Annotated in this window: 26 protein-coding genes; 10 read left to right on the top strand and 16 right to left on the bottom strand. The window is 42.5% G+C overall.

What is annotated here, in order from left to right; translation table 11 throughout:
• Nucleotide 1: 1 nt before the first annotated feature.
• Nucleotides 2-754, top strand: a complete 753-nt coding sequence (gene tpiA, locus ACQZ43_RS07665) for a triose-phosphate isomerase (protein WP_430615481.1) — start codon at nucleotides 2-4, stop codon at nucleotides 752-754.
• Between the two features lie 1,221 nt (nucleotides 755-1,975).
• Here tpiA and ACQZ43_RS07660 read toward each other — a convergent pair.
• Nucleotides 1,976-2,788 (bottom strand): lysophospholipid acyltransferase family protein, encoded by an 813-nt coding sequence (locus ACQZ43_RS07660; RefSeq protein ID WP_430615479.1) that lies wholly within the window; start codon nucleotides 2,786-2,788, stop codon nucleotides 1,976-1,978.
• A gap of 40 nt (nucleotides 2,789-2,828) precedes the next feature.
• The gene (locus ACQZ43_RS07655; RefSeq protein ID WP_430615476.1) at nucleotides 2,829-3,470 is read right to left on the bottom strand and encodes an NUDIX hydrolase; all 642 of its coding nucleotides are present in this window, start codon (nucleotides 3,468-3,470) and stop codon (nucleotides 2,829-2,831) included.
• Nucleotides 3,471-3,533: 63 nt separating this feature from the next.
• Between ACQZ43_RS07655 and ACQZ43_RS07650 the strand changes: the two genes are divergently transcribed.
• Nucleotides 3,534-3,977 (top strand): DUF4268 domain-containing protein, encoded by a 444-nt coding sequence (locus tag ACQZ43_RS07650; RefSeq protein WP_430615474.1) that lies wholly within the window; start codon nucleotides 3,534-3,536, stop codon nucleotides 3,975-3,977.
• Nucleotides 3,978-4,087: 110 nt separating this feature from the next.
• The gene (locus ACQZ43_RS07645; RefSeq protein ID WP_430615472.1) at nucleotides 4,088-5,917 is read left to right on the top strand and encodes a hypothetical protein; all 1,830 of its coding nucleotides are present in this window, start codon (nucleotides 4,088-4,090) and stop codon (nucleotides 5,915-5,917) included.
• 452 nt (nucleotides 5,918-6,369) lie between these two features.
• On the opposite strand, the gene ACQZ43_RS07640 is transcribed toward ACQZ43_RS07645, so the two are convergent.
• The 3 genes from ACQZ43_RS07640 to ACQZ43_RS07630 form a co-directional block, all read right to left on the bottom strand.
• Nucleotides 6,370-7,662, bottom strand: coding sequence for an amidohydrolase family protein (locus ACQZ43_RS07640; protein WP_430615469.1), 1,293 nt, complete (start codon nucleotides 7,660-7,662; stop codon nucleotides 6,370-6,372).
• Nucleotides 7,663-8,040: 378 nt separating this feature from the next.
• On the bottom strand, nucleotides 8,041-9,204 hold the full coding sequence (locus ACQZ43_RS07635) for a GlmU family protein (RefSeq protein WP_430615467.1): 1,164 nt from the start codon (nucleotides 9,202-9,204) through the stop codon (nucleotides 8,041-8,043).
• 252 nt (nucleotides 9,205-9,456) lie between these two features.
• Complete coding sequence (locus tag ACQZ43_RS07630; protein ID WP_219294806.1) at nucleotides 9,457-9,708, bottom strand: type B 50S ribosomal protein L31; 252 nt, start codon at nucleotides 9,706-9,708, stop codon at nucleotides 9,457-9,459.
• Between the two features lie 243 nt (nucleotides 9,709-9,951).
• Here ACQZ43_RS07630 and ACQZ43_RS07625 point away from each other — a divergent pair, with 243 nt between their 5' ends.
• The 7 genes from ACQZ43_RS07625 to ACQZ43_RS07595 all read left to right on the top strand — a co-directional run bounded on the left by ACQZ43_RS07625 (nucleotide 9,952) and on the right by ACQZ43_RS07595 (nucleotide 17,626).
• Complete coding sequence (locus ACQZ43_RS07625) at nucleotides 9,952-10,482, top strand: DUF4199 domain-containing protein (RefSeq protein ID WP_430615465.1); 531 nt, start codon at nucleotides 9,952-9,954, stop codon at nucleotides 10,480-10,482.
• Nucleotides 10,483-10,485: 3 nt separating this feature from the next.
• On the top strand, nucleotides 10,486-11,442 hold the full coding sequence (locus ACQZ43_RS07620) for a glycosyltransferase family 2 protein (RefSeq protein WP_430615463.1): 957 nt from the start codon (nucleotides 10,486-10,488) through the stop codon (nucleotides 11,440-11,442).
• A gap of 20 nt (nucleotides 11,443-11,462) precedes the next feature.
• The gene (locus ACQZ43_RS07615) at nucleotides 11,463-13,190 is read left to right on the top strand and encodes a phospho-sugar mutase (protein WP_430615462.1); all 1,728 of its coding nucleotides are present in this window, start codon (nucleotides 11,463-11,465) and stop codon (nucleotides 13,188-13,190) included.
• Nucleotides 13,191-13,212: 22 nt separating this feature from the next.
• Complete coding sequence (locus tag ACQZ43_RS07610; RefSeq protein ID WP_430615459.1) at nucleotides 13,213-15,051, top strand: ABC transporter ATP-binding protein; 1,839 nt, start codon at nucleotides 13,213-13,215, stop codon at nucleotides 15,049-15,051.
• Complete coding sequence (locus ACQZ43_RS07605; protein ID WP_430615456.1) at nucleotides 15,052-15,753, top strand: hypothetical protein; 702 nt, start codon at nucleotides 15,052-15,054, stop codon at nucleotides 15,751-15,753.
• A gap of 61 nt (nucleotides 15,754-15,814) precedes the next feature.
• Nucleotides 15,815-16,999: a nicotinate phosphoribosyltransferase gene (pncB, locus tag ACQZ43_RS07600; protein WP_430615454.1), complete on the top strand. Its 1,185-nt coding sequence runs from the start codon at nucleotides 15,815-15,817 to the stop codon at nucleotides 16,997-16,999.
• 207 nt (nucleotides 17,000-17,206) lie between these two features.
• On the top strand, nucleotides 17,207-17,626 hold the full coding sequence (locus tag ACQZ43_RS07595) for a nucleoside-diphosphate kinase (RefSeq protein WP_253473143.1): 420 nt from the start codon (nucleotides 17,207-17,209) through the stop codon (nucleotides 17,624-17,626).
• Between the two features lie 48 nt (nucleotides 17,627-17,674).
• Here the strand turns inward: ACQZ43_RS07595 and ACQZ43_RS07590 are convergent, their stop codons facing one another.
• The 11 genes from ACQZ43_RS07590 to ACQZ43_RS07540 all read right to left on the bottom strand — a co-directional run bounded on the left by ACQZ43_RS07590 (nucleotide 17,675) and on the right by ACQZ43_RS07540 (nucleotide 25,821).
• The gene (locus ACQZ43_RS07590) at nucleotides 17,675-17,989 is read right to left on the bottom strand and encodes a DUF721 domain-containing protein (protein ID WP_430615452.1); all 315 of its coding nucleotides are present in this window, start codon (nucleotides 17,987-17,989) and stop codon (nucleotides 17,675-17,677) included.
• 3 nt (nucleotides 17,990-17,992) lie between these two features.
• Nucleotides 17,993-18,415, bottom strand: a complete 423-nt coding sequence (locus ACQZ43_RS07585; protein ID WP_430615450.1) for a lipocalin family protein — start codon at nucleotides 18,413-18,415, stop codon at nucleotides 17,993-17,995.
• Nucleotides 18,416-18,501: 86 nt separating this feature from the next.
• Nucleotides 18,502-19,455, bottom strand: a complete 954-nt coding sequence (gene ftsY, locus ACQZ43_RS07580) for a signal recognition particle-docking protein FtsY (protein ID WP_430615448.1) — start codon at nucleotides 19,453-19,455, stop codon at nucleotides 18,502-18,504.
• A 1,439-nt stretch (nucleotides 19,456-20,894) separates the two neighbouring features.
• Complete coding sequence (locus ACQZ43_RS07575; RefSeq protein WP_430615446.1) at nucleotides 20,895-21,047, bottom strand: DUF4295 domain-containing protein; 153 nt, start codon at nucleotides 21,045-21,047, stop codon at nucleotides 20,895-20,897.
• A gap of 9 nt (nucleotides 21,048-21,056) precedes the next feature.
• On the bottom strand, nucleotides 21,057-21,239 hold the full coding sequence (rpmG, locus tag ACQZ43_RS07570; RefSeq protein ID WP_219294818.1) for a 50S ribosomal protein L33: 183 nt from the start codon (nucleotides 21,237-21,239) through the stop codon (nucleotides 21,057-21,059).
• 33 nt (nucleotides 21,240-21,272) lie between these two features.
• Entirely contained in the window at nucleotides 21,273-21,509 is a 237-nt protein-coding gene (gene rpmB, locus ACQZ43_RS07565) for a 50S ribosomal protein L28 (RefSeq protein ID WP_430615444.1), read from the bottom strand.
• Between the two features lie 77 nt (nucleotides 21,510-21,586).
• Complete coding sequence (locus tag ACQZ43_RS07560) at nucleotides 21,587-22,834, bottom strand: CinA family nicotinamide mononucleotide deamidase-related protein (RefSeq protein ID WP_430615442.1); 1,248 nt, start codon at nucleotides 22,832-22,834, stop codon at nucleotides 21,587-21,589.
• Nucleotides 22,831-23,193: a histidine kinase gene (locus ACQZ43_RS07555; RefSeq protein ID WP_430615440.1), complete on the bottom strand. Its 363-nt coding sequence runs from the start codon at nucleotides 23,191-23,193 to the stop codon at nucleotides 22,831-22,833. Before ACQZ43_RS07555 ends, ACQZ43_RS07560 begins: the two co-directional genes overlap by 4 nt.
• Nucleotides 23,194-23,195: 2 nt before the next feature.
• The gene (locus ACQZ43_RS07550) at nucleotides 23,196-23,807 is read right to left on the bottom strand and encodes a fumarylacetoacetate hydrolase family protein (RefSeq protein ID WP_430615439.1); all 612 of its coding nucleotides are present in this window, start codon (nucleotides 23,805-23,807) and stop codon (nucleotides 23,196-23,198) included.
• An 80-nt stretch (nucleotides 23,808-23,887) separates the two neighbouring features.
• A complete protein-coding gene (locus tag ACQZ43_RS07545; RefSeq protein ID WP_430615437.1) occupies nucleotides 23,888-24,664 on the bottom strand; it encodes an exonuclease domain-containing protein in 777 nt (258 codons plus the stop codon).
• A 137-nt stretch (nucleotides 24,665-24,801) separates the two neighbouring features.
• Nucleotides 24,802-25,821, bottom strand: a complete 1,020-nt coding sequence (locus tag ACQZ43_RS07540) for a DUF4421 family protein (protein WP_430615435.1) — start codon at nucleotides 25,819-25,821, stop codon at nucleotides 24,802-24,804.
• Nucleotides 25,822-26,101: the final 280 nt, after the last annotated feature.

Genomic DNA, 26,101 nt, shown 5'->3' with positions numbered 1-26,101 from the left:
AATGAGACATTCGATCGTTGCCGGAAACTGGAAAATGCATAAAAACGCATTAGAAACAGAGGATTTACTAAATGAATTGATTGAAAAACTGCCTACAGACAAAGAGGTGGAAATCATCGTAGCCCCTGCATTCACCAACCTATCATCCGTTGCGCAGCACTTGGAATACACCAATATTGGCGTAGCGGCACAAAATATGCATCAGGCAGAAGGCGGTGCCTTTACTGGCGAGATCTCGGCGAGTATGCTGACGAGTATAGGCGTTACTACCGTAATACTCGGGCATTCCGAAAGAAGGCATTACTTTAATGAAACCAATGCCCAACTAGCCGATAAAGTGGACACGGCCCTAAAACACGATATGCGCATCATTTTCTGTATTGGTGAGGAGCTGAAAGACCGTCAGACCAAGCAGCATTTTAATCTGATTTACAATCAATTGACCGACGGTTTGTTCCACTTAAAGAAGGAGCAGTGGGAAAATCTAATCCTGGCTTATGAACCGGTTTGGGCCATAGGTACTGGAGAAACGGCTTCGCCGGAGCAAGCTCAAGAAATGCACGCTTATATCCGCACGCAAATCGCCCGAAAATACGACGAAACCGTAGCCGAAAACCTATCGATTCTATACGGTGGAAGCGTTAAACCCGACAATGCCCAAGAGATCTTTTCTCAAACAGACGTTGACGGAGGACTCATTGGCGGTGCCGCTTTGGTTGCCGATGACTTTGCCAAAATTGTACAAGCGGTATAATCCCCGCAAACCATTTCGGACCAAGCGCGAGTTTGTCCCCGATATAAAAGCAAAAAAGGCTGTCTCTTAACACGAGACGGTCTTTTTTTGCTTATTCGCGGATTTGCTTATTCGCGGATTCGCCAGTTTACGTAAAGTATCTCAGTTTCCAAATTAAAAAAGTAGGCATTTTCAAATTCACCACAACCCAAAGCGAATCAGCCTTTTGTTGCGTATTCGCGGATTTGCTTATTCGCGTATTCGCCAGTTTACGTAAAGTATCTCAGTTTCCAAATTAAAAAAGTAGGCATTTTCAAATTCACCACAAACTAAGGCAAATCAGTCTTTTGTTGCTTATTCGCGGATTTGCTTATTCGCGTATTCGCCAGTTTACGTAAAGTATCGCCATTTCCGAATTAAAAAAGGAGGCATTTTCAAATTCACCACACCCAAAAGCGAATCAGCCTTTTGTTGCTTATTCGCGTATTCACCAATTGATGTAAAGTATCGCAGTTTCCGAATTAAAAAAGGAGGCATTTTCAAATTCACCACAACCCAAAGCGAATCAGCCTTCTGTTGCTTATTCGCGTATTCACCAGTTGATGTAAAGTAACGCCATTTCCGAATTAAAAAAGTAGGCATTTTCAAATTCACCACAAACTAAGGATCAGCCTTTTGTTGCTTATTCGCGGATTTGCTTATTCGCGTATTCGCCAGTTTACATAAAGTAACGCCATTTCCGAATTAAAAAAGTAGGCATTTTCAAATTCACCTCAAACTAAGGCAAATCAGCCTTTTTTGCTTATTCGCGGATTTGCTTATTCGCGTATTCGCCAGTTTACGTAAAGTATCTCAGTTTCCAAATTAAAAAAGTAGGCATTTTCAAATTCACCACAACCCAAAACGAATCAGTCTTTTTTGCTTATTCGCGGATTTGCTTATTCGCGGATTCACCAGTTTACGTAAAGTATCGCCATTTCCGAATTAAAAAAGTAGACATTTTCAAATTCACCACACCCAAAAGCGAATCAGCCTTTTGTTGCGTATTCGCCAGCTTACGTAAAGTATAGCAGTTTCCGAATTAAAAAAGCAGGCATTTTCAAATTCACCTCAAACTAAGGCGAATCCGCAAATCTACGCATCAACGAATCTGCTTATTTTTTATAGAAAAGAACCTAAAATACAAAGAGGCTATCCTTTTTAGATAGCCTCTTTTGCTTTTAACCAAGCCGTTGCAGCGTATTATTCCGCCGACCAACGTCTCTTTTGATTTAACTTTTCTTCTTCTTCCAACACTTCGGCGGGAAGTACTTTTAAAAACGAGGGATGTTGTTCAATGGCATATTCGATTTTTTCGACAATTTGTTCGATGGTATCGTTGTCGTAATCGATGTCCAAGGGTTGTTTGATCACCATAGACTGTAGGATTCCCTTCTTTTTTAGGTATAGTCCTTTTCTGTCAAAAGAGCGTCTAAACCCATCGATAACTATGGGCACGACTATGGGCCGATGTTGTTTAATGATATGGGCCGTTCCCTTGCGAACGGGTTTAAAAGAGGCCGTGGTTCCCTGTGGAAACGTAATGACCCAACCGTCTTTAAGCGCTATCTTAATATTTTCTATATCGTCTGGATTGACGGCTTTTTTATCTTCTATGTCCACGCCTTTACTGCGCCAGGTACGCTCTACGGTAATTGCCCCCATATAGGCCAAAATCCGAGGTAATATGCCGGATTTCAAGGTTTCCTTTGCGCCGACGTAATAGATGTTTAGCTTGGGATTCCAGATGTAAAAAATGTTTTTAATCGAATCGACCCTTCCCTTTAAACTCGCGTTAAAAACGTGAAACATCGCCACGACATCGGCAAAGTAGGTTTGGTGGTTGGAAATAAACAATACGTTGTTGTCGGGGAGGTTTTTGATAATTTCCGAGCCCTCAATTTTTAAGTCGTTGAACCCCCTAAAACGCCTGTGCGTCAAGAAGCCGAAAATTCGAATTAAAATTTTCTTTAAAAAGAGCAGGTGCCCGAAGGGATTTCTTTTGAATAGCTTCATCTGTATATTTAAAATCAGGGGCTAAATTAGGGATTTTGGATTAAAAGAGCACCTTTCTTAAGGTTTCTTTTAGTTCGCTTAACATCATAGCGGTGGCTCCCCATACGATGTGATCATCGACCAAATAAGCGGGTACATCGATATCGATGGCATAACTGGTATTCATCTTAACGTGTTCTATAATTCGATCGTCAAGCAAATCCTCGAGGGGCATTTCGATAACTTTGGCCACTTCAGTAGGTTGCAATACAAAGCTCAAATCCGAAAGGGCGAATCCCAAAAAGGGCGATACGATAAAATTACTCGGCGGGATGTAAATTTCCGAAAAGGGTTTGATGATTTCGATTTGCTCTTCGGCTACGCCGACCTCTTCCCTGGTTTCTCGAAGGGCTGTTTGGGTGAGATTGCGGTCGGAAGCGTCCTTTTTTCCACCGGGAAAGGCGATTTGGGAGGAATGAATTCCGGGATATTCCGCTCTTTCAATCAATAATAGATTGGTTTTATTATCTTTGGGGTATAGCAACATGAGCACCGCCGATTTTTTGGGGTTATACAGGCTGTAATCTTCCGTCTCTAAGTATTTTATTCGTTCTAAAGGGGCCATTTTGATATGGGCCTGCAGGGCAAATAAGGGCTGGGCTTTGATAGCGGGTATGCTTTTTAAAAATTTATCATAATCCATAATTCCTTGATTTTAGTCATAAAACCTACTATAAATATAGTCAAAATAAATTGAATTTAAACCATGTTTACCAAAGAAGAAGCTCAACAAGTACGAAAAGAATTTTGGATTGCCTTTGCCGACAAATATCCGCGCAAATGGATTTTACACCATACCAAAATCAAAGATTTTGCCTTTAAATTCTATGCGGATTCCAAAAAAGCACAGATCTTATTAGATATTGAGCCAAGAGATCCCGAGAAGCGCACCATTTACTATGAAAAAATAGAGTCGCTTAAAACGATTTTACTCGAAGAATACGTGGCCGAAGCGATTTTTGAGCGGGAGTTTTACTTGGAAAACGGCAAGTTAATTAGCAGAATCTGGGTTCAGCTAGACCAAGTGAGTATAAATAACAAAAAAAGTTGGGATACCATATTCGACTTCTTTTATGAACAAATGAGCGCCTTTGAATTGTTTTATTATGAATATGAGGACTATATCAAGGATTTAGAGCTCAACACTTAGTTATTCTACAAATCCCTGTATGCAATGCCGCTACTGCTATACGGGGGATTTGACGATTTTTAAAAAAAGGAAGTTATTTTTTTATATCTTTCTTTTTTTAAAAACAAACAATGCTCCATAGATTTCTCCTAATTTTTTTATTAACGAGTCTGGTTTCTACAAAAGTTTTCTCGCAAACTCCGGTCGTTGAACAAGACTCGACCAAGGTTTATGAAGACTTAGAGGATTACTCGAAGAAGCGCAAATTCACCAAATTTGCCCACAAGCTCCTTTTTAAAAACAAATCCAGATCGGCCAAGGCCAATACACCGGAAATAGAAATCGACCGCAACTTAGAGTTGGGTGAGGGAAAGATCATTCGCAAAATCAATATCACCACCTTAGACCCCTTCGGTTTGTCGGAATCGGATACGACGCGTCAACCCACAAAAAAGGTAGAACTTTTTGGCAATCGCATGCACTTAAAAACCAAGTCATTTACCATACGAAACCTGCTTTTATTTAAAAAGAATCAGCGTTTCGACTCCTTAGTCATCAAGGAATCGGAGCGTTTAATTCGTACACAGCGCTACGTTCGACGTGTTTTAATACAACCTGTTCCCATTGCCAACAGTCCCGATTCGGTAGATGTATCTATACGCGTACTGGACTCCTGGAGTATATATCCCACGGGATCGCTGTCGAGTTCTACGGGTCGCTTGCAATTGATCGACCGTAATTTTGGTGGCTTCGGACACGAGTTCTCAAATCAGTACAAAATGCGGTTTGACGAAAACAAAAAGGCGTATAACACCCAATACCGCATCAACAATATCTACAATACCTTTATATCGACCAATCTGTATTACGACAGTGACCTGGATGAAAACTATATCAAAAGCTGGAGTGTGGAGCGTCCCTTTTATTCGCCTTATGCCAAGTGGGCAGGAGGTGCGCAATTCTATCAACGCTTTTACAGAGATTCGCTACCCGATGCCAACATCAAGTACAGCATGCAAAATTTCAAGTACAACATCAAGGATTTCTGGGCGGGCTATTCCATTCCACTGAACAAGAAATATGCGACCGAGGAAAATATTACCAATTTGATTACCACCCTGCGATACTTTAGGCAAAAGTATACGGAGAGTCCCTCCTTTGCCTACGACACCTTGGGTTTTTACTCCAACCAAAAACTTTATTTGGCTTCGGTTGGACTGAGTTCTGTTCGCTATGTACCGGATAAATTCATTTACAATTACGACATCATCGAAGACGTTCAGGTGGGGAAAATATTTGCCATCACCGGAGGAATACAAGAGCAGTTTAACAAAAGACGCTCCTATTTTGGGGCGAAATTTGCCTTGGGTAAATATACCCGCTACGGGTATTTCTCGACCAATATCGAATGGGGAAGTTACTTTTTTGGACGAACGGCTGAGCAAAGTGCCTTAAAGATGGAAGTCACTTATTTTACCAAACTGATTTACCACGGGAATTGGCGTTTTCGTCATTTTATATCGCCCTCCCTACTGATCGGTTACAACCGCTTACAGCACGTAGGCGATGAATTGCGCATCGATTCCAGTACGGGTATCGAAGGTTTTAATGCCGAAAAATTACGAGGTACCAAAAGGGCTATGCTGTCTTATCAAATCCAATCCTATGCTCCGACCAACTGGAACGGTTTTCGTTTTAATCCCTATTTCAATATAGAACTCGGTATGTTGGGCGATTCGAGCAACCGATTTTTAGATGGTAAAGTGTATTCCAAAATTGGTATAGGCGTGGTAATCAATAACGATTACTTGGTGTTTAGCAGCATTCAACTGTCGCTGGCTTATTACCCGACTATGCCCGATCGAGACGGCAGCATCATCAAAACCAACCACTTGAGAAACAACAATTTTATCTTGCCCAATTTTAATTACGGCAAACCGACGACGGTTTCTTACCGCTAACGCTTTATACGTTCCTCTATTGCAGGTTAAACGCATGCTGAAAAAGCATCTTAGGAAGTTCGTTCCAACGGCTCTTTTTTCTCAATATAAAAAACCTCGTCAAACAAATTCAACCGCTGTCCGGGCTTATTGTCAAATCCCAAAAGCGTATTGTTAAAATTTTTGTTTAACAGTAGCGATTGGTCTTTTCAAATAGCGGTAAAATCGATGTCGACATCGATACATTTCTTTGCCAATATTCGGCTAAGAGGCCGTGAGTGCAAAAAATAAGGCGTATTTAGACATATAGGCGCAAACTTCATTTGACTTCCATTGACACTCGTTCGAAAATATGATAAGCCCCTCTTTAAACTTAAAAGCGATGTGAACAGCGGTTTGACTGTGGCACAGCATCATTTTTAAACGTTTCTTTATCTTTTAAATCTCGGCGCGACAACAATCAATGCTTACCATTATTGTGCAACCTCAATGGACTGGGCAATGTCATTTAACTGTTCGCGATTCAAATACAGCTGATTATAAAACACCCCTTCTATGTTTTGCAGCGCGCTTAAATTCTCTAAGGGATTTTCGATTAACAGCATAAAATCGGCGTCCTTACCCACTTCTATACTGCCGTAATTTTCCTTATAAAGCGCTGCAAAATTAGTAGTTGCCGCCTTTAAAATGGCCCAATTAGACAAACCGGCCTTTTGATACAATTTCATTTCTTCCAACACCCCAAAACCTGGAACCAAAAATGCGGAACTGCTATCGGGACTAAGGAGTAACGGAGCGCCTGCCTCATTTAATTCTTTTACCGCCTTAAAACGCTCCTCCATCTCTAACGCGTACTTGCTCACTTCGGCCTGAAATGCCGCTTCGCCCAGCTTCGTTCTATACGCTTTGGCGTTTGTAACCCACTGCTCTTTAACTGCTGTATCGATGTACTCCATCCCCCTTTGATTGAGCATTTCGTCTATATTGTACTGCCCATAAGCAACGGTATACCAGAGTAAGGTAGGACAACTATAAATCTGCTTATCCACCAAGTATTTAACACGGGCATTGTATTGCTGCCGTTCCCCTATCAAACCGCCCAGGTGTTCTATATAGGCATAGTCCGAATCAAACAACAGCTTATCTTCCAGAACGCCTTCGGCTAGTACGGGAAAATGCCCGCCAATTGGAATGCCGTACTCCTTGGATTTTTCGCAAAACTTTTGAAACATGGAAGTGTTTTTTATGCTGAGAATCTTTATGTGATCCATCTGATACGCTTTCGCCGATTCTACATAGGAATCAATTTGCTCGTCCGTCAAGTCGTAGGAATGGTGAATCACCGGTGGACTTAAGTACAATTTAGGATAGCTACTCTGAGCAGCATTAAATTGTTCTCGCCATTTGGCGTGCTTCCAATCGCCACGCATAGAGCGAATTTTAGTAATGCCGTTAATCAAGTTTAGCTTTAACACCCGTTCCATTTCGGCTTCAGTAGCGGGAAAATGCACATGGGCATCGGCCAAAGTGGCCATGACGTAAGCGCCCTTACCGTCGATTATCCTTTCCCCTTCTCCTGTGGATCGTTTCGCTATTTCTACAATTTTCCCATCTCGAACCGTCAAAGTTTGATGGGGCTGTACCGTGTTGTTTACGACATCTACTATTTGGATATTCGTAAACACATAATCGGCTTTCGGTGTCTGCGCCAGTACTAGCACCCCTTTGATAAAAAACATTACAATCAACAAAATCCCTTCTTTCATAACATACGCTTTTACTTCTCTTGCGTTAAAACATCTTTTATCGACGTTTTCGAAAAAGAATATTTAGTTTTACAATACGGTACTACGCCGGTGCAATACGCCTAAGCTTCGATTCGGTTTTCAATTTAAAAAGGAACCTCGCTAGAGGAATGCTATTTTTTTATTTTACGGCTATCGTTCCATTTAAAAATAGCAAAATCATTTTAAACGCAATAATCGAGCAAATAAATTTAACAAAACAGGAAGTTTTTATACCCGAAAAAGTATCCCCCGCGGATTGGTATTGGGTATTAACTACCAATTCTGAAGTAACTATTCAAACAAAAAGGGCTCATTCACTTGGTGAATAAGCCCTTCTAAAGTCGTTGTTTCAAGATTTTAAAACGCCGTTTCTTCAAAAACGTGTTTGATGATCTGAATATCTATTTCGGTGAGTTCTGTTTGGCGGCGATCTAAAACCACCTTCATGGTTTCCAGTGCTTTATCCACCTCGTAAATCACGCTGCTTTCGCAACCACCCCAAGTAAAACTCGGAATAAAGGTTTTGGGAAAACCCGCACCAAAAACACTGGCAGACACGCCGACAACTGTTCCGGTATTAAACATGGTATTGATCCCGCATTTGCTGTGGTCGCCCATCATGAGTCCGCAGAACTGCAGTCCGGTATCCTCATAGTCGTCGTCTTCGTAGTTCCACAATTTGACGCTGCCGTAATTGTTCTTTAGATTGGAATTATTGGTATCGGCTCCAAGATTACACCATTCGCCGATAACGGCATTGCCCAAAAAGCCGTCGTGACCTTTGTTGGAATAGCCAAACAAAACAGAATTACTAACTTCACCTCCCACTCTACAATGAGGTCCTACCGTGGTGGCACCGTAAATCTTGGTTCCCATTTTCACCTGTGCGTGATCGCAAAGCGCAAAGGGTCCGCGAATAACCGATCCCTCCATAATTTCGGCATCGCTACCGATATAAATGGGTCCGGTAGTGGCATTGAGGGTTACAAATTCCAACTTGGCGCCTTCTTCTATAAAGATTTGCTGATGACCTAGGGCATTTACGCTGGAGGGAATGGGCTCCGAAATGCGGTCTTGAGTAAGCAATTCGAAATCTTCCCGTATCGCTTGGTCGTTTAGACTAAAAATATCCCACTTATGCGCCAGCTGCATTAACTCACCGCTGTAATTCAGAATTTCATAGTGGTCAAAATCGATTTCATCTTGGGTGTCTTGGGTGTAAAAAGCCACCATTTCCTCCTTATAAAAGATCGCTTGCAGCGGTTCTAGGGCTTGCACCATCTCGAGCAATACGGGGTTGGGTAAAAACGACGCATTAATCATGATGTTGTCTTCCATTTCGACCATGGGATATTTGTCGCTTAGGTATTCTTCGGTCACTGTGGTGGTGGTATAGCCCAAATATTTTTCCCATTTTTCGCGTATGGTTAATATGCCCACGCGAATATCGGCTACAGGGCGCGTAAAGGTAAAGGGCAATAAAGCCTCGCGAACGCTTCCGTCAAAAAGTATATAGTTCATCTCAATAGTAGATTTGTAGTCTCAAAGTTAAGTATTCCTAATTAAAAAAAAGGAAAAACCGCATTATTTCGCAAGTTAGAAAAAAGGCTGTTCACAAGCGTCCTTCGCAATAAGGATGGCAGTGATATCCTTTTTTGGCGCCCAGCGCCACAAAAGATAAAACGGACAGCCTGGCCCGAAGGGATTGCCCCGATTAAAGTCAAAAAAAAAGCCTCCCGAAAGGAAGGCTTTAGTATGTGAAAATCTCTGGAATTATTTAGAGAATTTTGCGTATTTCGTTTTGAATTTATCAATACGTCCTGCAGTATCGATAAGTTTAGATTTACCAGTGTAAAAAGGGTGAGATGTTCTAGAAATCTCCATTTTGAATACGGGGTAAACTACGCCATCCACTTCAAGAGTTTCTTTTGTATCAACGGTTGATTTGGTGATAAATACGTCTTCATTGGACATATCCTTAAATGCTACTAATCTGTAATTCTCTGGGTGAATACCTTTTTTCATGATGTAAATCTTTTTATTAATTGGCCATTTCGCATTTTGAAGCTTTCCAATTTTCGTAGAAAGGTATAAAGGCTCCACAGCTTTTTTATTTGTACTTCTTTTTATTATCAGTTTGCAAATTTACAACTAAATTTCAATTATCAAACTTTCCGTGCATTTTTTTATAGGTAGTTTCTCTTTTTTTAAAATTAGTCTTTGCCAAAATTCCTATATTTGTACCTTATATATATACAAATCCAATCCATGAACGACGTTATCAAGAAAAATGGCCTATTGTTTGGCACAATTTTATCCGCTTATTATATCGTTACCACCCTGATTATGTTTTTTTTTAACCAGCAACTCTTTGTAAGCATTCCCTTTGGATTTGCCAGCATTTTTGTTTCTCTAGCTCTGGGTGTTGTAGCGCTGTTTGCCGCCAAGAAAAAACTGCAGGGATACATTACTTTTAAAGATGCCTTTACCTCGTACTTTATCACGATTGTCTTGGGATTGTTGTCCCATATTATCATCACCTTTTTGCTGTTTAACTTGGTTGATCCCGCTGCCAAGGAAACCATCAAAGCACTCACCATAGCCTTTACGGAAACAAACATGAGCAGTTTACAGGTAGAACCGGAAACCATTGCCAAGACCGTGGAACAAATTCGAGAATCGGACAATTTTAATTTGGGCAATTTGCTCAAGTCCTTCGCTTGGAAAACCCTGTTGTATTCGGTAGGTGGTATGTTGATTGCCTTGATATTTAGAAATCAGAACGAACCCACACGCTAAGCTATGGATATCTCTCTAATTATTCCCTTACTCAATGAGGCGGAGTCGTTGCCGGAGTTGCATGCGTGGATCAAAAGAGTCATGGATCAGCACGGTTATCGCTATGAAGTAATCTTTATAGACGACGGCAGCAAGGACGATTCGTGGCAGTTAATCCAAGAGTTGTCCGAGGCACATTCGGAGGTTAAGGGCATTCGCTTTTTAAAGAATTACGGCAAATCGCAGGCCTTGCACGCGGGTTTTGAACAGGCGGCAGGCGAAGTAGTCATTACTATGGATGCGGATTTGCAAGACAGTCCCGACGAGATTCCGGGACTGTACCACCTGATTACCGAGGAGCATTACGACTTGGTATCGGGCTGGAAGAAGAAGCGCTATGATTCGGTATTGTCGAAAAACTTGCCGTCCAAATTATTCAATTGGTCGGCGCGAAAAACCTCTGGCGTGCAGCTCAACGATTTCAACTGTGGGCTCAAGGCCTATAAGAAAGCGGTGATTAAAGACATCGAGGTTTCGGGCGAGATGCATCGGTATATACCGGTATTGGCCAAGAATGCGGGTTACGACCGCATAGGCGAAAAGGTGGTGATTCACCAGGCGCGAAAATACGGCACGACCAAGTTCGGTATGGAGCGCTTTATCAACGGGTTTTTAGATTTGATTACCATTTGGTTTATCTCTAAATTCGGCAAGCGCCCGATGCATTTATTCGGTGCTTTGGGCGTGCTGATGTTTTTTATTGGCTTTTTGGCTGCCTTATATATTGGGCTTAAAAAACTGCTAAAACTATATCATAACGAAGTTGCAATCTTAGTCACTCAAGACCCGTGGTTTTACATTGCCTTGGCCACGATGATTATCGGAACACAGCTGTTTTTAGCCGGATTCTTAGGCGAGATTATACTGCGCACCAAAAACGAAGAAAAAAGATATAAAATTGCGGCTACCACTAGGCTGTAATGGATAAAAAATAATTGAACATGAAGTTAGAACAAGCTATACTAGACCGAGCTAATGCCTGGTTAACACCGGTTTTTGATGCGGAAACGCAGCGTGAGGTACGTGAAATGATTGCCAGCGCACCCCAAGACTTGCAGGAGTGTTTTTACAAAAACCTCGAATTTGGCACGGGCGGTATGCGCGGTATTATGGGCGTGGGCACCAACCGAATCAATCGGTATACCCTGGGCAAAAACACCCAAGGCTTATCCAATTATTTAAAGAAATCGTTTCCCAATGAGGTGATTAAAGTAGCGATTGCTTTTGATTGCCGCCACAACAGCCAGTCGTTGGCCAAAGTGGTTGCCGATGTGTTTACCGCCAATGGGATCCAGGTCTATTTGTTTTCGGAATTGCGTCCTACCCCAGAGTTGTCCTTTGCGGTAAAACACTTGGGATGCAAGGCGGGAATCGTTTTAACGGCTTCGCACAATCCGCCGGAATACAACGGCTATAAGGTATATTGGGAAGACGGCGGTCAATTGGTTCCGCCACAAGATGGCGAAATCATCGCGGAAATCGAAGGTTTAACCTATGACGAGATCCGCTTTGCACCGGAGCATTCCCTATTGAGTTATATCGATCGCGAAGTCGATCAGGCTTTTATCGCCTCGAGCATAGCCAATGCCAGTTTTCAAACGGCAGAACAGTCCAAATTGGATTTAAAAGTGGTCTTTACCTCATTACACGGCACATCGATTACCATAGTACCGACGGTTTTGTTGCAAGCGGGCTATACCAATTTGCACATCGTCAAGGAACAGGCCATACCCGATGGTGATTTTCCCACGGTAAAATCGCCCAATCCCGAAGAGCCAGAAGCCTTGGCTATGGCCTTGCAATTGGCCGAAGAAATTCAGGCAGACATCGTGATCGGCACCGATCCGGACTCCGACCGTTTGGGCGTTGCGGTACGCGACAACCACGGTAAAATGGTGTTGCTCAACGGCAATCAAACCATGGTGATTATGACGGCCTTTTTGTTAGAGCAATGGAAACAGAACAATAAATTAACCGGCAACGAATTCATCGGATCGACCATCGTCTCTACGCCGATGATGCTCGAACTGGCTTCGGCTTATCAGGTGGAATGCAAAGTGGGCTTAACGGGTTTTAAATGGATTGCCAAGATGATTCGCGACTTTCCGGAACAGCAATTTATCGGCGGAGGCGAAGAGAGTTTTGGCTATATGGTAGGCGATGCCGTACGCGATAAAGACGCGGTGGCCTCGACCCTATTGGTCTGCGAAATTGCAGCCATAGCCAAGGCAGCGGGCAGTTCGCTTTACGCGGAATTGCAAAACCTCTACGTCGATTTCGGCTACTTTAAAGAGCATTTGATTTCCATTACCAAAAAGGGAATCGATGGGGCGCAGCAAATCGATCAGATGATGCGCGATTTGCGCTTAAATCCACTGCGCGAAATCAATGGGGAACGCGTAATCTTTATAGAGGATTACCAAAGTGGCAAGGCCAAAAACCTCTTTACCGACGAGGAAGAAAACCTGGCTATTCCCCAATCCAACGTATTGATTTACTACCTCGAAGACGGCAGTAAAATTTGCGCGAGACCCAGCGGTACGGAGCCTAAAATCAAATTTTATTTCAGTGTTCACACAGCGGTTCAACACACGGACGACATTGCTAATGCCGAAGTTTTTTTAACACAGAAAATCCAAAACATCATTGCCGATATGCAATTGTCTTAGGTTTTATATACAGCCCCCGAGAATGAACGAATATTTTAAAAAGATTTTTCGCTTTGCGAAACCGTATAAACAGTATGCGTATCTAAATATTTTCTTTAATATTTTATACGCCCTGTTCAGCGCCTTGTCGTTTATAGCCCTGATTCCCATGATGACGGTGCTCTTTGACGAGACGAAAAAGGTCGTCGAAAAACCCGTATACACGGGAATCGGTGGACTAAAGTCGTATTTGGAAGAGAGCATGGGTTATTTTATCACGACCTATTCGAGCGATCACGGTCCGCAAACCACCTTGATGATAATGGTTAGCGTCATCATATCGCTATTTTTATTAAAAAACCTCTGCAACTATTTGGCGATGTATTTTATTACCTTTTTGAGAAATGGGGTTTTAAAAGACATCCGAAATGCCATGTATAAGAAAACGGTCGAATTGCCGCTTTCTTTCTTTTCGGAAAAGCGCAAGGGCGATGTCATTTCCAGAATGACTTCGGATGTATTGGAGATACAGTATTCCTTTCTCTCCATACTCGAAATCATCATTCGCGAACCTTTGACGATTTTGTTTACCATAATCGCCATGTTCGCCATCAGTACCAAGCTAACCCTTTTTGTGTTTATCTTTATTCCAGTATCGGGTATTATCATTTCACAATTGGGCAAAACCCTTAAAAAGAGTTCGCAAAAAGCGTCGGAAGAGCAGGGATATTTTCTGTCGATCATCGAGGAATCCCTAGCGGGTTTAAAGGTGATTAAGGGGTTTAATTCCGAAAGGCGATTCAACGATAAATTTCAAGAGTCGACTTTGAGTTTTTTCCATCTCAACAACAAGATCCTCAACCGCCAGAACCTGTCGTCTCCGTTGAGCGAATTTTTAGGTATAGTGACCATTGCGGTTTTGTTGGTGTTTGGCGGTACCATGGTTTTGGTAGACAAGTCTCTTTCTGGAGCGGCTTTTATCGGATATATAGCCATGGCCTACAACATACTCACGCCTGCCAAGGCGATTTCCAAGGGTATGTATAGCTTAAAACGCGGCGATGCCGCTGCCGAGCGTATCTTGGAGATACTCGAAGAGCGCAATCCGATTCAAAACAAAAAAGACGCGGTGGTTAAAACCGCTTTTGAGCGCGAAATCAACCTGCAAAACATCTCGTTTCAATACGATGAGGAAACGGTTTTGACCGATTTCTCCTTAAAGATTGCCAAGGGACAAACCGTGGCTTTGGTTGGACAATCGGGCAGCGGAAAGAGCACCATTGCCAATTTGCTCACCCGCTTTTGGGATATCAACAGCGGCAGTATCACCATAGATGGCATCGAATTGCGCGACCTGGATTTGCATTCCCTAAGGGGGTTGACCGGCTTGGTAACCCAAGACAGCATACTGTTTAACGACACCATTAAAAACAACCTGATGATCGGCAAAGAAGACGCCACGGATCAGGAGATTTTGGAGGCTTTGAAAATTGCCAATGCCTATGAATTTGTCAAAGACTTACCCCTGGGTATCGATACCAATATTGGCGATTCGGGCAATAAGCTTTCCGGCGGTCAAAAACAGCGTTTATCCATTGCACGGGCTGTATTGAAGAATCCCCCTATAATGATTTTGGATGAGGCCACTTCTGCCTTGGATACCGAAAGTGAAAAACTGGTTCAAGACGCGATTGAAAACATGATGAAAAACAGAACCTCCGTGGTTATTGCTCACCGATTGTCGACCATTCAAAAGGCAGATTTGATCGTGGTAATGCAAAAGGGACGCATCATTGAACAGGGTACGCACGACGATTTATTGAGTCGCAAGGGAACTTACGCAAATTTAGTATCTTTACAGAGCTTAGAAAAACACCAATAAATGTATATACCGAACAACAACATTACCTTGCCAGCCGATCCCGATACCATTATCTGGAAATATATCGATTTGTCTAAGTTTTTAGACTTATTACTGGCCAAGAAAATGTTTATGTCGCGTTCGGACAAGTTTGAAGACCAATACGAAGGCACCTTTAGCGAGCCTACCTATGAGGAAATCAAAAAAATAGCCATCGACAAACCCGAGTTTTTGGATTTCTATAAATCGCATCGCAAAAACGTGGTTATCAGCAGTTGGCACATCAACGAATACGAATCTTTTGCCATGTGGCAAATCTTCACCAAAAACAATGAAGGCTTGGCGATTCAATCCACTTTGGGTCGCCTACAGCAAGCCTTGGAATCGGAAGATCGGATTCCCCAATACATAGGGGAGGTCAATTATATCGATTACAAAAAAGAACACATTCCCTTTAACGACTCCTTTTTTCCATTTCTATTCAAGCGCAAGAGCTTTCAGTACGAAAAGGAGATTCGCGTCATATCGGATGTCACGCCGCTCAACCTATCGGTCAATGACGGCATTAAGATTCACGTAGACATCCACCGCTTGATCGAAAAGATATACATCCATCCCAAGTCGGAAAACTGGTATAAAAAACTGGTTTTGGAACTAATGGATCGCTTGGAATTCGACTTCGAAATCGAGAAATCGGATTTGGAGAGCGATATCTTAATTTAATCGCAGCAGTATCGACGGGGCGAAAAAAAAATCGTATCTTATCATCACCAATTTCCCTCTTATGAATTCATCTCCAGATTGTATCATTCACTCTATCTTAGACAATGATTTTTACAAATTTACGATGCAGCATGCGGCCATCAAAAAGTTTCCTTATGCCAAGGCTTCCTATGTCTTTATCAATCGGGGTCAGCATCGATTTCCCGCGGGTTTTGCCGAGCGCTTAAAACGGGCTGTCGATCAGATGGCGGGATTGCAATTGAGCACAGAAGAAAAGCAGTATCTACAAAAAACCTGTCCGTACTTGGATCCGACCTATTTGGATTTTTTACAGGGTTACCGCTACGATCCCAAGGAAGTACAGATCGTACAAGAGGGCCAAGCACTTGAAGTGAGCTTGTCCGGCTATTGGTACCGCACGATTTTGTGGGAAGTCCCCCTGATGTCAATAATTTGTGAACTCTATTATCTGATGACGCCGCAAAAACGGGAACCGGACGCACTCGTGATTGCCCATGCCAAAGAGAAGATTGAAAACTACCGCAAATTGGGCATTACCATAGCCGAATTTGGCACGCGCAGAAGGCACTCCTACGAGGTGCACGACTTGGTTGTCTCCTCCTTAAAAAAGTATGGCGAAGGCACTTTTATCGGCACGAGCAATGTGCATTTGGCGATGAAGTACCAAACCAAACCCATAGGCACACATGCCCATGAGTGGTTTATGTTTCACGCGGCAAAATACGGTTTTAAGATGGCCAACTCCATGGGATTGGAACATTGGGTAGACACCTATAGAGGCGATTTGGGCATTGCCCTAACCGATACCTATACCAGTGCGGTTTTCTTTGAGCAATTCGACAAAAAATTCGCCAAGCTGTTCGACGGGGTTCGCCACGACAGCGGAGATCCTTTGGAGTTTGCAGATATGACCATACAGCACTATCAAAGTTTGGGCATCAATCCCCTTTCGAAATACATTATCTTTTCCGACGGACTCAACCCCGAAAAGGTCGAGCGAATTGCACAATACTGCAAAGGCAAAATCGGAATATCCTTTGGAATCGGCACCGACTTTACCAATGATGTGGGACTGCCCGCCATGAATATTGTCATTAAGATGAAACAAGCCTTTCCCGAAGGTGCGCATTGGATCGATGTGGTCAAACTTTCGGACGAACGCAAAAAATATACGGGAAATCCCGAGATGATCGATTTGGCGAAACGCTTGCTCGACATCAAATAATCCAACGACCGATCTGCAGCAGTAAGATCGAGTCCGACATTATATACTTGCACAGGGCAGGTACATTTTGTAAATTGCAGTAAATGACGCATAACCCCATATTTTACAAGCGGAATAAAGCGCGTTATTTTTTTATCGCTTTTTTATTCTAACTGTAAAAGTAATCGGTTAAAATACTATTTTTGTACCCAATTAAATTTTAAAAAAATGGCAACTAACAGAACATTTACAATGATTAAGCCTGATGCAGTAGCAGCAGGACACATCGGCGGAATCTTAAACATGATCACAGAAGGTGGTTTTAAAATTGTAGCATTAAAATTGACGCAACTCACCGTTGCTGATGCTCAAAAATTCTATGAAGTTCACAGCGAAAGACCTTTCTATGGCGAATTAGTTGAATTCATGTCAAGAGGTCCTATAGTTGCGGCAATTTTGGAAAAAGACAACGCAGTTGAAGACTTTAGAACATTAATCGGAGCTACTAATCCTGCTGATGCAGCTGAGGGAACAATCCGTAAAAAATACGCTAAATCAATTGGAGAGAATGCCGTTCACGGTTCTGACAGTGATGAGAATGCCGCTATCGAAGGCGCATTTCACTTTGCGGGAAGAGAGCAATTCTAATCCGACATAAAGGCAAAAAAAAACTTCTGATCGCTCAGAAGTTTTTTTTTATCTCAAAATCAAGTCCTTGACGACTTCCTTTTTTAATTCTTCGTTGATCATTCTAATGATCTTTTCTTTTCCGTAAGACAATTCCTCGCGCACTACTGGCGAAGTCAAGGCTACATATAGGGTTTCGCGCTTTAAAAACACATCCGTCGTATAACTGGCTATACCGGGGCCCAAAAGGCTCACCCAAGCCGCTCTTACGTCGATATTGTCAATTCCAGCCTCGAGGTTGTTCCCTCTAATAATCACCTTTAAAACGTCTTGAATGGAATTCTCTTCTCTTAATCTCTTGTCTGCATTAAATCTCTTGGCCATGGATTACTTTTTTGAAAAGGGAATTGCTCTTTTGTAATAGTATTTAATATCGTGTTCGTTTTGAACGACTAATTCCTCTTTTGAAATCGCCAACAGTTCTTCCTGCCAATCGGCAAATTCCGTGTGGTACTTCATCAGCGTCTTTCCGTCGACTACGACGATCTCAATCGTTTCCTGAACCTCGTTGGTCAGGTAATCGCCATCGACTTGCGGCATCACCTTTTGACGAAAGCCCTTGTTGTTTTCAATCTCAAAATAATCGATCATCGTATTGATCGTATAGGTTTTGACTTCCCCATCGGGCATCTCGGCTTTTTCAATTTCCCAATAGCCGTTGATATCTTTGAGATCTGATTCCGAAATCGATTGGTTACAGCTTCCCAGCAAAAATAAAACGGGAAGCAATGCAAATAGCATTCTCTTCATATTGTTAGTATTTAAAGTGGTAAATTCCACTTAGTAATTGTAAATAGCGCGCTCATGGCAATCGCCATCATAGACTGCTGACCGTTTTATTTAAAGAACGAATCCACAAATTCATATTTGTTGAACACTTGCAAATCTTCGATACCCTCACCAACCCCGATGTATCTTACCGGAATTTGAAATTGATCGGAGATTCCAATCACCACACCGCCTTTGGCAGTACCGTCTAATTTGGTTACGGCTAAGCTGGTGACTTCGGTCGCTGCGGTAAACTGCTTGGCCTGCTCAAAGGCGTTTTGTCCGGTAGAACCGTCCAAGACCAACATCACCTCATGCGGTGCATCGTCCACGACCTTTTGCATCACGCGCTTGACCTTGGACAACTCATTCATCAAATTGACTTTGTTGTGTAAACGCCCTGCGGTATCGATAATCACCACGTCGGCATTTTGCGTCACCGCATGCTGCAAGGTATCAAAGGCCACCGAAGCCGGGTCGCTCCCCATCTGTTGTTTGACGATGGGAACACCTACGCGGTCGGCCCAGATTTGGAGCTGATCGATCGCCGCAGCTCTAAAGGTATCTGCCGCTCCCAACACCACTTTATATCCCGCCTTGTTCAATTGGTATGCGAGCTTTCCAATTGTCGTGGTCTTACCCACACCATTGACGCCCACAACCATAATCACATAGGGCTTTTTATCGGTAGGTATTACAAATTCCGTCGCTTCCCCCGATTGGGTTTCCGACAAGAGCGAAGCAATCTCCTCACGGAGAATTACATTCAATTCGTCTGTACCCACATACTTATCCTTGGAAACGCGTCCTTCGATGCGCTCGATAATTTTTAAGGTCGTATTGACGCCCACATCCGAAGAAACCAAAATCTCTTCCAGATTGTCCAAAACCTCGTCATCTACTTTTGATTTACCGGCAATCGCCTTAGTCAATTTAGAGAAGAAAGTCGTTTTAGATGTTTCTAGTCCCTTGTCTAATGTTTCTTTTTTCTCTGAGGAAAACAACCGTTTAAAAAAACTCATAATGGTATCAGATGTTTGAAATACAAAGATAAAGAATTTAAGTATATCCTTTTTAAAAGAGTGTATTAGTTTATTTGCGGATAACTTGATTTGCTTATTCGATGATGCGTTGATTTGCGGATTCGCGGATTCGTTGATTCGCAAATGCGCCGAGTTGCGTTAAGTATTTCGGTTCCGGAATTAAGGAACTATGCAGATTTGTTGATTTGCGGATTCGTTGATTTGCGGATTCGCCGAGTTGCGTTAAGTATTTCAGTTGCGGAATTAAGGAAGTAGGCAAATTTGTTGATTCGATGATACGTTGATTCGATGATACGTTGATTCGATGATTCGCCGAGTTGCGTTAAGTATTTCAGTTGCGGAATTAAGGAAGTAGGCAGATGCGTTGATTCGCGGATTCGATGATTCGATGATTTGCCGAGTTGCGGTAAGTATTTCGGTTGCGGAACCAAGGAAGTAGGCAGATGCGTTGATTCGATGATACGTTGATTTGCTTATTCGCCGAGTTGCGTTAAGTATTTCGGTTGCGGAACTAAGGAAGTAGGCAGATGCGTTGATTCGCGGATTCGATGATTCGATGATTTGCCGAGTTGCGGTAAGTATTTCGGTTGCGGAACCAAGGAAGTAGGCAGATGCGTTGATTTGCGGATTTGCTTATTTGCGTATTCGATGATACGTTGATTTGCTTATTCGCCGAGCTGCGGTAAGTATTTCAGTTGCGGAATTAAGGAAGTATGCAAATTTGTTGATTCGCGGATTTGCTTATTCGCGTATTCGCCAGTTTCCGTAAAGTATCGTAGTTTCCGAATTAAAAAAGTAGGCGGATTCGATGATTCGATGATTCGTTGATTTGCTTATTCGCCGAGTTGCGTTAAGTATTTCGGTTGCGGAACTAAGGAAGTAGGCAGATGCGTTGATTTGCGGATTCGATGATGCGTTGATTCGCGGATTCGATGATTCGTTGATTTGCTTATTCGCCAGTTTCCGTAAAGTATCGTAGTTTCCGAATTAAAAAAATCGTAGTTTCCGAATTAAAAAAGTAGGCGGATTCGATGATACGTTGATTTGCTTATTCGCGGATTCGTTGATTTACTTATTCGCCGAGTTGCGTTAAGTATTTCGGTTGCGGAATTAAGGAAGTAGGCAGATGCGTTGATTTGCGGATTTGCTTATTCGCGTATTCGCCAGTTTCCGTAAAGTATCGTAGTTTCCGAATTAAAAAGTAGGCCTTTTCAAATTCACCACAACCCAAGGCGAATCCGCGCATCTGCGAATGGATGAATCAGCCTTTTTAAAAAAGTACTCCTCTCAAATTCACCACAACCCAAGGCGAATCCGCGCATCCGCGAATAGACGAATCCGCATTACCGAATGGTTTAAACACAAAAAAGCCGCCTTAAAAAAAGCGGCTTTCTGTATAGTTCGATTCTATCGATTAATTATTTCTTTTTCAAGAAATCATCAACAAATTCTGGAGCCATAACGCTTTCAACGAAAGTATAAGCACCTGTTTTTGGAGATTTAACCATTTTGATAGCTTTTGTCAACCTTTTTGAAGAGGTTCTTAAAGTTGCTACGGTTTTCTTTGCCATGACTACTAATTATTTAATTTCTTTGTGAATAGTTACTTTCTTCAAGATTGGATTAAATTTTTTAATCTCTAATCTGTCTGGAGTATTTTTTTTGTTTTTTGTCGTGATGTATCTAGAAGTTCCTGGAAGACCTGTTCCCTTGTGCTCCGTACATTCTAAAATTACTTGAATTCTGTTACCTTTCTTTGCCATTGTGCTCTATTTTTTTTAGGTATTCTAAATTAATTACTTAATTAATCCTTTTGCTTTTGCGCTTTTCAACACAGCAGTGATACCGTTTTTATTAATTGTTTTTAACGCAGATGTAGAGATTTTTAATGTAACCCATCTGTCTTCTTCAGCAATATAGAAACGTTTTTTAACTAAGTTAACAGAAAACTTTCTCTTAGTTTTGTTCATCGCGTGGGAAACATTGTTTCCTACCATTGCTCTCTTTCCAGTAATTTCACAAACTCTTGACATTATTTTTTATCTTTTATTTCATTATTCAAAATCAGGGTGCAAAGTAACAAAAAAGAAACGTATTAAACAAAATGTTTTTACACATTTTTTAATATTTCCTTATAAATCAGCTCCAAGCCTTTTAAAACGGTTGCATCTATAACCTTTTCTCTGGGCTGACCAAAGGAAAACTCTTGGGAAAAAGTTCCTTTTGGCGTGGAAATCCCTATAAAAACTGTGCCGATATCGGCATTAGAATCCCCTTTGCTGGGACCCGCATTTCCGGTTGTTGCGATCGCATAGTCCGATTTGAACTTTAGGCGGGCCAATTGGGCCATCTCTACTGCTACTTCTCCACTAACCACGGAATTTTTAGCAATGGTTTCAGCAGAAACACCTAGAATATCAATTTTCGACTCGGTAGCATACGTAACTATACCCCCTTTAAAATATGCAGATGAGCCGGGAATCGATGAAAACAATTGTGCCAATCTTCCGCCCGTACAACTTTCTGCAAAAGAAATGGTTTTTTTTGACTTATCAAATAATTTTGCCACAGTAATTTCTAAAGTTTCATCTTCGAAACTGCTGATGTAAGGAATGACGGCTGCTGGCAGCTGATTTAATTGTTGTTGCAACGCGGCTTCCAACAGCGGCCGATCGCTTCCGGAAGTCGATAAACGCAAACGCACCCGACCCGGGCTGGGTAAATAAGCCAGGGAAATGCCCTTGGGCAAAGCGGACTCCCAAACTTCCAAATACTCCGCCAACAAACTCTCGCCTATGCCTTGAGTCATCACGTTTCTATGCAAGCGGTGCTGACCGGAGAAACGCGCTTTGAGCCACGGCAAGAGTTCTTCCGTCACTATGGTTTTCATTTCAAACGGCACTCCGGGCAGCGACACATAAAAAGTCGATTCCCTTTGCATCAACATCCCCGGAGCCGTCCCCACCCGATTGCGCAAAATATGCGCCTGAGACGGCACCCAAGCCTGTTGTTTATTGATCGCCGAAATCGGCTTTTTGTAATAGCTTTCCATCAGCTGAGTCACGAAGCGCAATACCTCGGTATTTTCGACCAATTCATCGGCGAAGAAATCGCAAAAAACCCGTTTGGTCACATCGTCTTTTGTCGGTCCTAAACCACCGGTTAAAACGACCAAATCCACCCGATTGAGCTGTTGCTCCATCGCGCTATCAATAGCCGCGGCCTCATCCGAAACCGTCCGTATTTCAACCACTTGAAAGCCCAAATCGTCCAATTCCTTGGCGATAAATGCCGAATTGGTATCGACGATTTGACCGATTAAAATCTCATCGCCTATAGTGATAATACTCGCCTTCATTCGCGTAGTTTTTTCGCAATAACGAAGTCTTTTTTAAGCTCTTTAGTCGCGTTTTTTACATGTACTTTAAAGGCCTTAAAAATCTCTTTTACCTCCTTTTTCTTACCCGAACGATCGGCCCATTCCAAGATGCTATTGCCCTCTTCAAAACCTTCATCGATGCCTAAAAACTCCAAATTCGGCTGCATTCTCAGCACCCATTTTCGAACTGCAGCATGGTCCTTATCTTCAATTCCCAACTTCATTTTCTTCAACATTTTCGAGGCTTCTTTGCAGAAATCCGTCAAATAATCCTGTACCAAATTCGCATCGTTGTGGTATTTTTCGTACAGGGAACCCAGATTGTAATATAGCGCCATAATTATTTTACTTGGATGGTCAATACTCTTTCTTCTCCTATATAACCTTCCAACAGGTCGTCCGGATACACCTTTCCCACTCCTGCCGGAGTTCCGGTAAAAATCAAATCGCCTGTTTTTAGGGTAAAGAAACGCGAGGCATAAGCGACGATTTGGTCGATGTTCCAAATCATCTGTTGGGTATTCCCACTTTGTACCCGTTGTTCGTTAATATCCAGTGCAAAATCGATTTGCCTCAGCGATTGCCAGTTTTCCTTGGGCAAAAAATTGCCCACTGCCGCAGAATTATCAAAGGCCTTTGCCTTTTCCCAGGGCAGTCCCTTCGCCTTGAGGTCCGTTTGAAGGTCTCGGGCCGTAAAATCGATCCCCAGACTGATCAAATCGTAATAACGCGAAGCAAACTTTTCGTCGATATACTTACCCACTTTATTGATTTTTACGACGATTTCCGCTTCGTAGTGAATCTCATCGGAAAAATCCGGAATCACAAAATCCTGCTCCCTTCCCATCAAAGCGGTATCGGGCTTTAAAAACAGTACGGGTTCTTGAGGTGTTTCGTTATTTAACTCAGAAATATGTTCGACATAATTCCTTCCAATACAAATTATTTTCATTTTTTTTGGAGCTTTAACCCGCTATCCGCTTTATCTTTTGCACACTCACGTGATGCAAAAGGATATCGCTGCTATCGGGGCTATTGAAATTTGTTGTTCAATTTTCGCAACTTGATAGCCGTCAATACCTTTTTAGTATATAGGGGGAAGTCTGCATTTTGTATCCAACCGAAGTAGCCGGGTTCTCTTTCCAAGATATCATCGACCAGGGCTCCCTTGTGTTTACCAAAGGAAAACACCTCTTGTCCCTCGGCATTCAAAGCGATAAAACCGGCAAAGTCCACCGATTTTTTTCGGGTAGTATACTCGGACAGCGCCTTCATATCGTTTTCCAAATCGCTGTAGCGATCCAATTGCGCCTTTAAAATTTCGTAGGTCGCATTGGTATCCGCCTCTGCCGAGTGTGCGTTTTCCAAGCTCTCGTTACAGTAAAAGCGGTAGGCCGCACTTAGGGTGCGTTCTTCTTTTTTGTGAAAAATCGTTTGAACGTCAACGGAAACGCGGTTTTTCATATCGAAATCCACCTCAGCGCGCAACAATTCCTCCGCCAAAAGCGGAATATCGAAGCGATCGGAGTTAAAACCCGCCAAATCCGAGTCCTTGATCATGTTGTAAACCTGTGCTGCCAACTGTTTAAACGTCGGCTCATTCGCTACCCTCTCGTCCGTAATTCCATGTATGGCCGAGGTTTCTGCCGGAATTGGTCGCTCGGGATTCACCAACCAGGTTCTGCTCTCTTTGTTCCCGTTGGGATATACTTTTAGAATTGAAATCTCAACTATTCTGTCTTTTGCTACATCCACTCCGGTCGTTTCTAAATCGAAAAAACAAATGGGTCTGTGTAATTTAAGTTCCATTGTAAATATTTGTGTTCTTACAAATATAGAGAATTTGGTCCGAACTGCATTTGTTCGCGCGATTTTTATACTGTTAAGATTGTTAAAAGCCGCAAGGGCTGGAATAGCGACAAAGTCGCTTGGCGTATCGGAAGCGCTTACCGATTATAGCTGCTGGTTTTATCGGATATGTCCTTCGACCGCAGCCGTGGAAATCTCAGGTCGCTTTTTAAGAAGGGGATTTCCTTTTTAAGGTCAAAACGCTTTACAAAAGTCAATTTAAACTGATTACTGCCTAAACTCGTTTGGTATTCATCGCCAAATTTGACGTAGACCTTGTTGTTTAGCGCGGAAATATTCACCGTCCAATCGGGGCCGTTGTAGCCGACAGAAATCCTTCCAAAAAGCAGCGGATTCACCAAGAATTTGCGCTGGTCTATTCCTTGCTCGTCTTCAAAGCCCACATTGATTCCGATGGAAAGCGAGCCCGCCAAATAAAAATTGGGCAAAAACACCCACGAATACGCATATCCGCCATTGGGTCCCAATTGTAAATTCCAGGTATCGCCGCCGACCTCTATATCGTCTATCGGCGGTAGTTTTTTCACTCGGGTATAATACACATTGCCCCCAATAAGCCAACTGCCCGCAGACTTGACCTGTATTTTATTCTGGTCAAATGCAGCGCCAAAAGAAAACTTATCACCCGAAAAAACATATTGTGAAAAAATCCCGTAAAGCGACGATTGCAAATCGGGATATAAGTCAATCACCCCTCCGGTTTCCTCATAAAAACCCCGGTTTCTCAAGGCGTACAAATCCAATATCCAATGCTCCCCATAATGGTGGTATTGCAAATCGAGGGTTTTGGTTGTGCCTTTTTCCCGATCTCGCATCGAAGAAAAACCATATCCAAAACTCAGGGAAGAGTTTTTCCAAGAGAAGCCCAATCCCAAATTGACTGGATTATTGGGTGCAAAGATCGTTTCCGTTTCATCTTTATGGTCAATAATCAGGGAAAGTGCGTTCTTCGCAACATAGCCTCTCGCGGCATATTGAAATTCAAATGCTTTGATATAGGTCGAATCCACTTGAGTCCAGCTGTTTACCGGACTCCAGATAAAGATTAAAACGATTAAGGGCTTCCACACCCTGCCGACTGTATTGTTTAAAACCAACTCCTCTATTTTTATGACTCCCCGATTATGGCTCTAAAAACAGCCGCGATACCGCAGTGATCGCGACCGCAAAGAGACCAAATACGCTGCACCCTTAACGGGAATCTGCTGCAAATCGTATAAAAACTTACCTTCAATGGCTATACTGCCGAATGAACACACAAAACCCCCATTACACCAACATTTTATCAGCGACCAAGCCATTTTATAAAAAGCACTTACATTTTTAACAATTAAACAAATCTCCTTGTCAATTCTGGGCTATAAAACACAAACTAAA

The sequence above is a fragment of the Flavobacterium sp. JP2137 genome, assembly GCF_050562195.1.
Lineage (GTDB): Bacteria > Bacteroidota > Bacteroidia > Flavobacteriales > Flavobacteriaceae > Flavobacterium.
Note: the sequence above shows the minus strand (reverse complement) of the source record. Positions and strands in the feature narration are given on the sequence as shown.